Genomic DNA, 13,879 nt, shown 5'->3' on the forward strand with positions numbered 1-13,879 from the left:
ATTAAAGGATTAGAAAATGCAAAGTATATCGATCCCTTATCAGGGGGAAATGGTAACTCAATAAGATATATTGCAGCAAGTCCAAGAGATAATAATATGAAGGTAACAGGCTTAGATAACTTATTTTGTGCTGGAGAAAAATCAGGATTCTTTGTAGGACATACAGAGGCAATAGCAACAGGAACATTAGCAGGATATAATGCAGTTAAGTTTGCATTACAACAAGATTTGTTTGAGCTACCTAGAACTCTTGCTATAGGAGATATAATTGCATATGCTAATGAAAGATTAAATACAAAAGGTGGAAAAGGTGTAAGACATACTTTTTCAGGTGGTGAATACTTTGATATTATGATTAGTAAAAATTTATACACTACAAATAATGATGAGATAGAGAAAAGAGTGATAGATAGCAATTTAAAGAATTTTTTCAATAATGATACTAGATAATAAAAATAAGGGCCTACAAAATTAATTGTAAGCCCTTATTTTATTTAATATATTATTTAGTTGTTCTTACATTTACTGAAACTGGTTTTGAAACTTCTCCATTAGAATATTTGCTTACTACTTTAAATCCATAAATAGTATTAGCTTTTAATCCTTCTGCATTAAATGTAGTTTCATTTACTTCTGCAACAACTTTTCCATCCTTATAAACTACATATCCAACTAGTCCTTCTGTAGTTTTTGGTTCATTCCAAGTTAATGTTGCTGAATTTGAAGTAACTTCTCCAGCTTTTAGGTTTTCAGCCTTTGAAACTATTATTTCTTTATCTTCTTCAGCACTTATTAATTTAGCATCAGCCCATACAGCATGGTCATTTGAATCTGCACCATTAGTTTCTGTAATAAGTGATACTGTTTTAGCTCCACGGATATCTACATCTACAGGAACTGAAGTTTTAAACATTACTCCATTTTGACGGAATACTTCTTTACCATCAACTTTTACTACAAAGTTAACATTTGAATTTGCCCCTTGTTCCATTCCAATACCTGCAACTGCAGTAAAGTTTGTAGCTCCCTTACCTTCAACATTAATAGTTACATCAGAAGGTGCATGTGATCCAACACCTTTTTCAAATGGTGTTCTTACTCCATCTACCCAAACTCCTAGTGCTCCACCACAAGTACAAGCATCTCTTCTATTTGAGCTATATCCACTCTTATCTACTATCCACTCCATATCACTTACATGTAAGTGTTCTACTAAGTTAAAGTTAATAGTATATACCTTTTCTATTCCATAAGGTGAAGTTGCCTTTACTGTAGCAACTGGATTTTCCTTAGTTGCTTGAGTAACTTCTACTTTTACATCATCACTAGTCTTAACTACATTTACAACTGGGAATTTGATATTTTCCTTATTAAATAAGTTATAATCATACTCAGTTCTTAATGGTTGGAATCCATCTAATGAAACACCATCTAAAGTAATACCAGTAACTGGCATCATTGAATCTGGATTTAACTTACTATTTTCCATTCTTGCATTTACAAATTCACTATCACTTGTAGCCTCATTTGTAATTGGTGTTATTCTAAATGAATGAGTGTAGTTTTGACCTTTATTTAAGATATATTCTCCTAATGGTCCTGGTCCACAACTTGCATTTCCAAGCCCTCTTTGAGCTACATCTACTGTTAATACAGTATCTTGTATAGTTGGAACTTGATATGGGTGACCTAAACTATTATATACCTTATTAATGTCTTCTCCCTTATAATGAAGTGCACTAGTATTCATAGTATCATCTGCTACTACCATTATACCTTTTCCATTTTCTCCATTAGTTAATGTAGTCCATCTAACGTCTGATCTATTTCCATTTTCTTGAGGTCTAATATATTTGTCTTCGAATGTATTAGTTACTGTATCCTTATATACTCCTATTCTAGCCCCTGTTTTTCTATCAACATAGTTTTCTTGTGGCCCTCTACCATAATAAGTTATATTTTCATATCCTTCTGGTACTATCATCTTCATACCAACTTTAGCTATATCACCTACTGCACTTGTATTTGCTGGTGTAAAGCTATTAGTTACTACAATATCTCCATTTGCATAAATAACATAATCAATAGTATTTGGTGAATCTATACCTTGGATAGTTCCATCTACATGTACAGAAACAACCTTTTCCTTAGCATCTACAGTGTATTCTTCAACCTTAAAGTTTTCAGCTGCATTTTTCATACCTTCTGTAAATCCAGGGTCATTACTTATTTTTGCTCTCCAATAATTTGGTTTTGGTCCTTCTTTTAATAAAACTTCTCCACCAACTGTATAGTTTGTGATATATCCTGTAGTTTTATCAATTGTAACTGAGAATGCCTTTTCATCCTTTCCACCAGTAACAACTGTTGTAGATTCTGTTTCTTCAACATTTATTGGTGATTCTTCACTTACATCAATTGCAGGACGAGCTACCTCTGGTGTATATTCTAATGTAAGTTGTTCGAAGGCTAATTCGTCTCCCTTACGACCATATTCTTCACCAGCCCAAACTTGGTCTTCTTTTAATTCTACATTAAATTCTAATATATAATCAGAACCCTCTGCTATTTCCATATCTGGAAGTTCTAATTTAATTACCTTTTCTTCACCAGGTAATATATTTTTTTGCTCTTCTGAGAATTCCCCATTAACTTTTACTTCATTGTTAACTAAAAGTTTCCAATTTATATTATACTCATTTAAATTTGTATTTAAGAATTCATTTACAATTCTAACTTCACCATCTTTAGCTCTCCCATCATCATAGAAAGATACTTCTTGGTGAACTTTTTTAACTTCATATAATTCTGCTGATGGAGTTCTATCTGCATTCATTAATCCATTTCCACAGAAATCATTATCAGTAACTCTTTCTCCCCAGTCTCCACCATATCCAAAGAATGTTTCTCCTTCTGGATAATTAGTTGATTCTGTTCTAATTTCATCTTCATTAAAGTCCATTGAATACACTACATTTTCCCCTGGAACTTCACTATTTCCTTTAAGCTCATCTTCAGTAAGAGCTCTATTTACAACCATAACATTATCAATTAATCCATTGAATACACGACCATTATATTGAGGGTCATCTCCAATTCCAATATTATGACTTGCAGTATCTACTGGAGTAGTTCTTGAAATAGTCTTTTCTCCAGCCTTTTCACCATCTATATAAATAGTGTATTTTCCATTTTCAAATGTTCCCACAATATTAGTCCATTGCCCCATTTTACTTGCTGGGAAATCAACTGTTAATGTACCACTAGTCCATCCATCCACAAAGAATTCAATTTTGTTAGACTTAGTTAATTTTAAATTATAACCGCTATCTCCCTTAGAAATAATAGCTTGGTCACTTCCTGTAAATCCATCTAACTTAACATTTGCTGATAAAGTTAAAGCATTGCTATTAGCATTTACGCTAGGAACAAATACCTTTCCTTTTAATGATCTTCCACCTTCATCTTTTCCTGCTTCTAAAGTTCCCTTTATTTCTGATTCAGTTCCATTTGAGTTTTTAACATAATAATTAGTTACATTCTTAACGTTTGTTGAAATTGATTGGTCAATCCAGTCCCAAATAAATCCACCTTGTGCATTTTCATAAGTTCTAAATACATCCCAATATTCTTTAAAGTTTCCTAAACCATTACCCATAGCATGAGCATATTCAGATTGAATATAAGGTGCCTTATTATTAGTATTAGTTACATGTCCAACTACAGATGATACTCCCCAATATTGTGATGAATAGATATCAACCATTGAGTTTTCTCTCTCACCCTTAGTATAACGATTATCTCTTTCATACTTTCTTAACCTTGAAGGGTCACGTTCTAAAATCCACTTAGTAGCATTATATAATGCATAAGTATCATTCATTGGGTAAGTTCTATAAGTTGCTTCATTACCTAATGACCAAATAACAACTGATGGATGGTTCTTATCTCTTTCAAGCATATTTTTTGTTCTATCCATAACTGAATTATTCCATTCTGGTTCACCTGACGGTATATTAGCTTCAGTTGCTCCCTTATGTGATTCTACATTTGCTTCATCACATACATATAGCCCTAATTCATCTGCTAAAGCATAAGTATAAGGATTATTTGGATAGTGAGACATTCTAATAGCATTAACATTAAATTGCTTCATTTTCATTAAATCTTCTGTTATATCTTCTCTAGTAATAGCTCTACCATTAATATCATCAGTTTCATGTCTATTTACTCCTCTAAACATGATTTTCTTACCATTAATTTGAGCTTGCTCTTGACCTTGTTCATTTATATCAACCTTGTCAATTTCTCTAAATCCTATTCTTTGACAAGTTGTTTCAACTACATTTCCTTCTTCATCTACTAATTCAATTAATAATCTATAAAGATTAGGTGAATCAGCAAACCATTTCTTAGGATTAATAACTTCCTTAGAAGCTGATCCTAATTGTCCCTTATCATCTGCACTTTCTTCAACAGTAGCTTTTCCAGCTTCAACGTTTACATCATAAGTTAGTGGTTCGTCCCAAACTTTTTGGTCACTATCTCCTTCATATAAATCAGCTTTTACTGTGTACTTGCCTGATTTTTCTGGACTTAAGCTTCTAATATCTGTTTCTAATGTAAGGACAGCATCTTCATAATTTTCATCTAAATCTGTCTTTACAAAGATATCACGAATTTCAACATCTGCTTTTGAGTATAAGAATACATCTCTAAAAATACCACTTAGACGAATAAAGTCTTGGTTTTCTAGATAACTTCCTGTTGACCATCTATATACTTCAACAGCTATTGTATTTTCCCCTGGTTTTAAATAATCAGTTATATTAAATTCATCAGCAGTATAGCTATCTTCAGCATATCCCACTCTTTCTCCATTTACATATAAATAGAATGCTGATTCAACACCTTGGAAAGATATAAATGTTTCTCTTCCATCCCAATCTGCAGGTAAAGTAAATGTTCTTTTATATTGCCCAACACTATTTTTTACAGTTGGAGCTACAGGCTTATTGTTACCATTAGTATGATAATTTACTGATTCATAGTTAGCCCATGGGTAAGTTTGATTTGTATAAATTGGTGTATCATATTTAAAATCACCATTTTCATCTCTTTGAACTTGAATGTTACTTGGAACTTCTATCTTGTCCCATCCTTCTGTATTCCAATCTTCTTTATAGTTTTGAGCCTCTTCACCTCTTAAATTATTTTCACGGTCTGCAGGTTTTTCAGCATATTTAAAGTCCCATGTTCCATTTAAGCTTTGATGCCATTTTGAACTAGTTTCATCCATATCATCAAGTACTGATTTTTCACTTTCTAAAGCTTTTTCAGCAGTATCATATGGTGTAAAAGTTGCTCTTGGTAATTCACGATTAACTTCTACAGTACTTATTTGGTCGTACCATTCTTCTCCATTAAATTGCGTGTCTGCTGCTTTAACAATGTTTATCCCACCAACATCTACTAATGACATTGCAACAGAGCTAGCTAATATTAAAGACATAACCTTCTTTTTTATCATAACAATCCCCTCTCAAATACATCTTGTTAATGTAAAAGTTTTTAATCTTTTTATACTTTAATATAATATTTACACTGTGGATTTCTCCACTTTATAACCATTTATATCTAAGCATCAATCCCCCTTAACAATACCTCTTTTTTTGAAAGCGCTTTCATTTAAATTTATTATAACATTTGTACCATATTTTTCCTATTTAATTTATATTATTTTTATATATAAATACCAACATAATGTAAAAAACTCCTACATTTATATCTAAATAAATGTAAGAGTTTTGCTTTTAATTGATAATAATATTTATATATTGTAAATAAAAAACTATTTTGCTTGTAATACAGCATCAATAACATGAATTACACCATTACTTGCTTCAATATCTTTAATAATTATTTTAGCATCATTAATAAAAATTTCACCATTTTTTATAGTTACTTTTGCTTTTTTACCATTTGCTAGAGGAATTTCTTTTCCATTTAACTTAATTAAGTCTTCAGATTCTATATCATCTTTAGCTACATGATAAAGTAATATATCCTTTAAAGTATCCTTACTTTCTGGTTTTAATAAAGTTTCTAAAGTTCCCTTTGGTAATTTTGCAAAAGCCTCATCTGTAGGTGCAAATACAGTAAATTCACCCTTTCCTTTTAATGTGTTTACTAAATCAGCAGCCTTTAAAGCTTCTACCAATGTTTTAAATCTACCATCAGCTATAGCGATATCTACAATATCCTTAGTTTCATCTACATTAGCAAATGCATATGTAAATGTATTTGTTATTGGTAGAATTAAAATTAAAGTCATTACCATAATCTTTTTAATTATCTTTGGAAATTTATTCATTAGTTTCACCTCATATTTTACTTTGTAATACTTATGTACATATTTATTATAATTTTATTCATATCTTTTTATTCATATATTTAATTGTTAAATATAGTTACTTAATTATTTGTATAATCTAAGTTAATTTACATAAACTAATCTTACTAAATTTAAAGGAGGAATATACATGACTATCATTTATAACATTGCTCTTATTTTAGTACTTGTTGGAGCTATAAACTGGGGACTAGTTAGTCTTTTTAAGTTTGACTTAGTTGCTGCTATATTTGCTGGAGACGGTAAATTTGGTAACTTAAGTGGTTTTAGCCGAATTATTTATGGTTTAGTAGGTTTATCTGCTATCTACTTAGCAATTATTTATTTTATGAATATTATGTAATTAAAAAGAATTCCCTTAATAGTTTTTAAATTATTAAGAGAATTCTTTTTATATATTAAATATTATTTTTTTGTTCTAATATTTATTGATTTTGGTTTTGATTCTTCATTATTTGAATACTTAGCAGTTACCTTAAATCCATAAATAGTATTAGCTTTTAAATTATTCGCTGAGTAGCTAGTCTCTCCAGCTGGCACAGTTCCTACAGCTTTACCATCTTTATAGATAACATATTCAACTAATCCTACAGTACTCTTAGGAGCATCCCAAGTTAAGTTTACTGAATTATTTGATGCTGTTGCTGAAAAATTTGAAACACTTTCAACTTTAATTTCAGCTTGTTGCTTTTTGCTTCCTACTAATCCAATTTCACCTGCTGAACCAAAGTTTTTGTTAGCTGAATCTTTAATACCATCTACTATTTTTAGTATTACACTACTAGCTTCTACACCATCTAATTCAATTGCTTTTACATCTATATTAGGATTCCAAACACCTTCATTAACCTTAGTCCAGTTTTCTTCATTAACTGAATTAACATTTGTTCCACTATTATCAACATATAATTCATATTTAATAGCATTTCCAATTAATGCAGAATGATCTAAGTCTGAAACTTGAATTGGCTCATAAACATATTTATCTAAAACATAAGTTTCTCCTAAATTTACAGCTAAATAATATGGCCCTTCTTGGTGATTGTCCCAAGGACTTATCCAACGTGTATAAGGCTTTTCATCAATAGCAAATTCTGCTGGCCCTAACATATCTTCTATAAGTGCTTGTGATGTATTAGCCCAAGCATTCTTATCTTTTAATGAAATTAATGATTGATCATATACTTCCATTTCATATAAAGAAACTTTTCCACATTGAGCATTGTGCCCATCTATAATATCTTTAACTCCAAGCTTTACATATCTAGCATTATACTTTTTACCAAGATTTATAATATCAAGGTTACCATCACTATTTTCTTCAGTAAATACTGTAGTCCAATTTACATTATCATCTGATATTTGTATATTGTAGCTAGATGCACCTGCATTTTTATACCAATATAATTTTAAGCTTTCTATTGATTTAACTTCTCCAAGGTCTATTCTAACCCATTCTTTAACTCCATCTTTATCAGCTGGTAAATCTGACATTACTCTAGTTACCCATCTACCACCTTGGTCCTTTTGACCTCTTTCACCATCAAAGGCTCTCCATCCTTTACCCCATACTTCTCCATCACCTGAAGTAGTTACTTTGCTTTGAAGCTCTGCTGAATTAGATACTCCTAATAAGTATGAAAGGTTATATTTATTAAAGCTATCCTTATTTAAAGTTGGCTTATTTAAATCTTTTACTGTAAACTCTTCAAATACTCTTTCTCCTAACTCCTTTACATCTAAGTTTGAAGCTTCAGTTGTGTATTCTTTATTATCTAAAACCCATTTCCAATCATTTTCAAACCAATTTATATTTTTAGGCTGACTTCCTGTTTCAATAGCTTCTTTTAATGAATCTATCCACATTTCCCATCTATTATAATAGAAGTCCTGTGTTAATCCAGCCCATTGTCTATTTGAGTAATCACGTAATGCTCCATCTTCTGCTTGCTTTACAGCTCCCCAAGTAGTTATAAGTGCTCTAGCATTTATTTCAAACATATCTCTTGAGAAATCATCATAAGCAATTTCCTTAGCATCTTCAATCCATCTTCCAACTAAGAATGTATCTTCAGTACTTAAGATTTGTTCTTGTAATTTAATAAGCTCTAAGAATTTATCTGCATATTCAATAAAGCCTTCTTTATCTCCAGCCTTATATAAAGCTGTAAACTTTCTATAATATTCTGCTGAAGAATTAGCTAAAACTTGTCTTAAGCTATCTGTAATGTCATACATATATCCTTCATTATCTTTAAGCTCATCATAATCTGAGAATAAAAGTTCTATAGCTTTTTCTAATTCAACCTTATCATATTTAGGGTTAATAGTTCCCCATGCATATGCTCCTGTAACACCAAACTTAGGTCTTGCATTAATTAATGAATCTGGTGCTCCTTCATGGAAGTCACTTCTTGGTGCATAAGCTGTATCATTTAATATCTTCCAAGCTTCATAAGCATTTTCTGTAAACTTACCATATCTTCTTTCTACATAGCCTCTTAACCATTCATCAACATCAACTTCTTCTGTAGTCCAGGCCATCTCATAAAGTAAGTCATATAATACTGGATTAGACTCAAGTGCTTCTGGAGTCATACCTATCCCCTTCATCTTAGATTGTCCATCTGCTGAAGTAACCTTTAAAGCCTTTGGAATTTCTGTAGCTAATGTTTCTAATTGACCATGTAATCCCATTCTACCACCGAAGTTATTTAACATATTCCAAACCCAAGGAGTACCATCAAATTCATCACTATCCCAAGTATGACCAAATGCATGTGAGCTACCATCCCATCTTGGATCTACTTCTGCATATAAATCTAATATTAAAAGATCATCTCTATTAGCTATTCCATTTAAACCATCTTGAGCTGGATTTTCTCTCCAAGACTGAATAACCCATATAGCATCTTCATCTGAGCTCTTCATTGACTCAAGTATTTCAGCATAAATAGTTGCTCTTGACATTCCTCCATCTGTTCCACCTTCATGGAATGGATCTGTTGCATAATAGTTAGTTGCATCCTTACCATAAACCTCATCTTGACATTCATAAAACATTGCTGCCATTCTATCATAATCTTCACTATCAGTCATTAACATTGCAGGTCTTTGGAAATCACACCATTTACCTTGTTGAAGAACTTCTAAATCTGGAATCTTATCTTGTATATCTGCTGGTATCATTCCTGAATATCCTTGAAGTACAGTTTCCATACCTAATGATTTCATCTTTCTTTGCATATTTCTTGCAAGGTCAGTTCTATCAGTAAACCATTGATCTGGAAGAGGTCCTCCGAAAGTACCCATATTAGCCATGTGTTGCCATGCCATATAACCAGGACCAACTAACCAGTTTTTAATTTCTGTCATATCATATCCAAGCTTAGTTAAGAATCTTCTCCAAACCTCATCTTGAGCAGTTACATCTAATACAAGATTTACACCATTTAATGCTAACCAATCTAATCCATTTTGCCATTCATCTTCATCCCAAAATGCCATTGTATAAGAGAATGTACAGTAGTTGTAAGCATATCTATTTTCATATGGACTTTCTTTCTTTACTGGAGTATCTACAGCTGGAGCTGTTTCTGGCATTTTAACTGCTTCCCCTGTTTGAGTTATTAGCACATTACAGAAATATTTTAAGTAATGATTTAAACCAGTAGCTAAAGATACACCATTGTTACCTGTAATATTTATTTTTCCATTTTCACCATTAGTGATTTCAAAATAATCCATATTACTTTCGCCAGGAACTATAGTAAAGTTAAACCAATCTACATATTCTGCTCCTAATTGTCTTTGTACTATTCCTGAAACATCGCTTAAGGTTTCTTCTGTAGTTATTGGAGCTGCATATTCAGTGTCCTCAAACTTAGGAATATTTATTTCAGGTGCTACTGAACCTTCTTTATCTGTTTCATCTCCATATACTCTTAATTCTGATATATGAGCAGACTCATTTACAGAACAATACTCTATAAGAACTCTTATATATCTAGCTTCAACTGTATTACTAAATTCGTATATATCTCCCGTATTGGTAGCTACATTATTATTAGTTTTTTCTGCAATCTTATCATAATTAACACCATCAGTACTTCCATAAATACTGTAATTATAATATCTATTATTTCCTTCATAATTAACTAAATTTATAGAATCTAATGAGTAAACCTTTTCTAAATCTACCTCTAAATATGATGGATATTGTCCACCATCCCAATAAGTATTAATATCGCCATCAATAGCATTATTTAATACATTTTTCTTGCTATCATCTCTTCCATAAACTCTTTTTCCTTGTGCAATATTAACTTTGTTAACTTCCTTTTGTTCCTTTGAAACAACTTCACTATTTGTCTTAGCAGTTACATTTACGGGATTAATTACTGTAGGTAATAAAATTCCAACAGATAATGCAGCTGCAATTATACTTTTTACCTTTTTGTTTATCATCTTTTCATCCTCCCAATATATTGATTCTCCACCTGATATTACCATATTTTTAATTTAACGTATATAATTGTAAGTGTACTGTAACGATATTGTTATTAATTAGTAAGATTAGATTGTTCTTGTAATTTATTTGTAACCTTGTTGTAAGGTAATTTTAACAAAACCAACTGTATAATAATGGTGATAAAAATAATTTTTCTTTTATTATTATCAAACCTTTTAAATTAAAAAAGAAGTACTTTTGGGTGCTAACACTAGTACTTCTTTTTTGTTTTTCAATAGATTTCTATAAAAAGATACCATCTAGTAAATGATTAAAAATCATTTACTAGATGGACCCATAAATTATTTTATAATTTTATTGTAGTATAGAATTGGTTATATACTCTATATCTAAAGTATCAATTACATTGTCTTTATTAATATCAAATCTAATTATCTTATTCCACTCATCTTTATTATCCTCACTATTTTTACCATAGTGTTTAGATACTAATGCTAAATCTCTAATATCAATGATTCCATCATTATTAACATCAGCATTAATTTCTACTTTTTCTTCTAATAATTCTATCGCTTTTTCTAATTCAACTTTTAAATCATTTACTTCCTTTTGTTGAATGTCATTCCTCTCAGTTCCTATTTTAGCATTATCTAAAGCAGCCTTAAAATATGCCCAACTTTCTGCTGAGTAATCATTTTGTTTTAGTGATTCTGCTGTTGTTATAATTGAATTTAATTCATCCTTATTAACTAAACCTAATGCGTTATCAATTTCACCAAGCTTAAATCTCATTCCTAGGATATATGTGTTATATCCACCAACTCCATTATTGTTGTAAGGATCCTCTTTATCAAAGCAGCCGTAACTATTTAATACAAATGTTCCATCTGATAAGACAACATTACCAGCATAACCTGTATCTCCTGATTTAGCTGATGGAGTATAGTCTTCTGCTAATCTTATACGATAATCTCCCTCTTCTCCATTCATTAAATCTTCATAAGTTCCTATCCATGCAATCCAATCTCCAGCCATCCAATCTCCACTTTCAATTTGACCATCTTTATCATAATCTAATATTATCTCTCTAAATGTCACTAGTAACCTTCCACTTATAGGATCATAAGTAGCTTTATGTCTTTCTCCCAATAACGCACCTTGAATTGGTCTTGGTTTTGACCAAGTTTTCCCTTCATCATCTGAATAAAACATTGTTGATAAGTTCATGTGTGATTGGCTTCTTGCTAATGCAACAATTCTCTTACCATCTGGTGATCTAAACATACCAACTTCACATATTTGATATTGGCTTTCTACATCTCTGTACTTTGATAAATATGGTTCTGGTACGCTCCATTGCTCATTTCCATCCTTATCAAATGTTAAATAACTCTTATAATTTATATAAGATCCATTGTGATACACACCCATCCACTTATCTATAAAGTTTCCATTTTCATCTTTTAATTGTACTAAACTTGCCATAGCCACAATTGTTGAATTACCAGAGTGCCAGTTTTTAAAGTCACTCCAAGTTTCACCATTATCATCAGAAATAGATGACATCCATCCAGTTACTCCACCACGTCCAGGCGCTCCTGATATTTCAATTAACTTTGTTGTACCATCAGTCATATTTAATTTATAAATTGTTGGTGTTTCCTTAGATTCCTCCCAAGTTGGATTAGTTTCTAATCTATCTGACCAAGTCTGTCCTCCATCTGATGACTTTTTCATTATAATTGGTCCTATACCATGACCTTTAGGGTATAGTGTTATTAAATTATTATCATCTAATGCTACCATATCTGGATGACCTAAATATTGTCCTGGCTCCCTATCGATTACCATTTGCTTATCCTTTGGATAATCATACTGAGGTATTGTATATCCAACATTTAGCTCCTTATTTACTCTAACACTTACTATTTTGGTAAATCCAGTTGCTGGATTTGATACAATTACTTCTGTATCTCCAAATCTTACTCCAGTAACTATACCATTATTATTTACAGTTGCTATTTCAGGGTTTCTACTTTCAAATGTTATAGTTTTATCCTCATAGTCACCTATTAATACTGCATTAATTTTAACTTCTTCCCCAACCATAACTTCAGCATATTCTGGAGTTACATTTAATCCTGGAAGCTTTCTAAGTTCATCTACCTCAGCCTTACTTAAAGGTTGATTATAAACTTTAACTTCATCTATAGCTCCTACAAAATTTCTTCCACCTATAACTTTTAATGGAAGTGTTAAGCTATTATTTTTTGTATATGGATTTATATCTGTTGATACTCCATCAATATAAATTCTTAACCCTTGAGTTTTATCATTAACCCAAGCTAAATGTACCCATTCATCTTTTGGCACAGTATATCTAAATGTAAAGAAACCATTTTTGCAGTGTACTCCTAACTGTTCTGCTGTATTTCTTGCTATATCTAAAGATTCTGTTCCAGTTTCCTTACCTTCATCTACAAAATCCTTTCCATCCCATAGTAATGATGCAGGCGCTTTTTTAATGTCACCTTTCTTAACCCACATGCTTACAGACCAACTTTCTGTTAATGTAGCTGGGCTATTAATTGTAACATTATCATTACCATCATTAAATTGAAGTGCCTTTCCAACAATACCATCTATAACTTCTGCCCCTTGTAGCACACCATTATAATTGTTCCACTTATCTTTAACTATATTATTATTTATATCTTCGAAATCATAATAAGCTATAGCGCTATTAGTTAAATCTTTTTCCTTTACTGTTACAGAAACTTCTTTAAATATTTGTGGATTATAAATTGATTTAACTGTAATTATAGCTTCTCCAATGGAAATAGCTTCAACTTTACCTATTTTATTTACTTTAACTACATCCTTATTAGAGCTACTCCATTCTATCCCTAAGTTTAAAGTATTAGTAGGGAGTACAATAGCACTTAATGTTTCTGATGTTCCTAAAATTAATTCTAACTTATTCTTATTAACTTCTA

At 31.2% G+C, this 13,879-nt stretch carries 6 protein-coding genes; 2 read left to right on the top strand and 4 right to left on the bottom strand.

From position 1 onward, the window contains the following. A partial coding sequence (locus ACRDBA_RS07155) for an FAD-dependent oxidoreductase (RefSeq protein ID WP_438572240.1) occupies nt 1-450 on the top strand: 450 nt, incomplete at its 5' end. Nucleotides 451-502: 52 nt separating this feature from the next. Here the strand turns inward: ACRDBA_RS07155 and ACRDBA_RS07160 are convergent. Together ACRDBA_RS07160 and ACRDBA_RS07165 are read right to left on the bottom strand one after the other, a co-directional pair. Further along, a complete protein-coding gene (locus tag ACRDBA_RS07160) occupies nt 503-5,530 on the bottom strand; it encodes a glycoside hydrolase family 2 TIM barrel-domain containing protein (protein WP_438572241.1) in 5,028 nt (1,675 codons plus the stop codon). Between the two features lie 321 nt (nt 5,531-5,851). After that, nucleotides 5,852-6,373 carry a fasciclin domain-containing protein gene (locus ACRDBA_RS07165; RefSeq protein ID WP_438572242.1) on the bottom strand — a complete coding sequence of 174 codons (522 nt, stop codon included), beginning with the start codon at nt 6,371-6,373 and terminating at the stop codon, nt 5,852-5,854. A gap of 169 nt (nt 6,374-6,542) precedes the next feature. Here ACRDBA_RS07165 and ACRDBA_RS07170 point away from each other — a divergent pair, with 169 nt between their 5' ends. Beyond that, nucleotides 6,543-6,755: a DUF378 domain-containing protein gene (locus ACRDBA_RS07170; protein WP_438572243.1), complete on the top strand. Its 213-nt coding sequence runs from the start codon at nt 6,543-6,545 to the stop codon at nt 6,753-6,755. Between the two features lie 62 nt (nt 6,756-6,817). On the opposite strand, the gene ACRDBA_RS07175 is transcribed toward ACRDBA_RS07170, so the two are convergent. Both ACRDBA_RS07175 and ACRDBA_RS07180 read right to left on the bottom strand, forming a co-directional pair. Beyond that, the gene (locus tag ACRDBA_RS07175) at nt 6,818-10,879 is read right to left on the bottom strand and encodes an alpha-N-acetylglucosaminidase TIM-barrel domain-containing protein (RefSeq protein ID WP_438572244.1); all 4,062 of its coding nucleotides are present in this window, start codon (nt 10,877-10,879) and stop codon (nt 6,818-6,820) included. A gap of 358 nt (nt 10,880-11,237) precedes the next feature. Continuing rightward, nucleotides 11,238-13,879 (bottom strand): LamG-like jellyroll fold domain-containing protein (locus ACRDBA_RS07180; RefSeq protein ID WP_438572245.1); only part of this gene is annotated, 2,642 nt, incomplete at its 5' end.

It is taken from the genome of Clostridium sp. (assembly GCF_051654825.1).
Lineage (GTDB): Bacteria > Bacillota > Clostridia > Clostridiales > Clostridiaceae > Clostridium.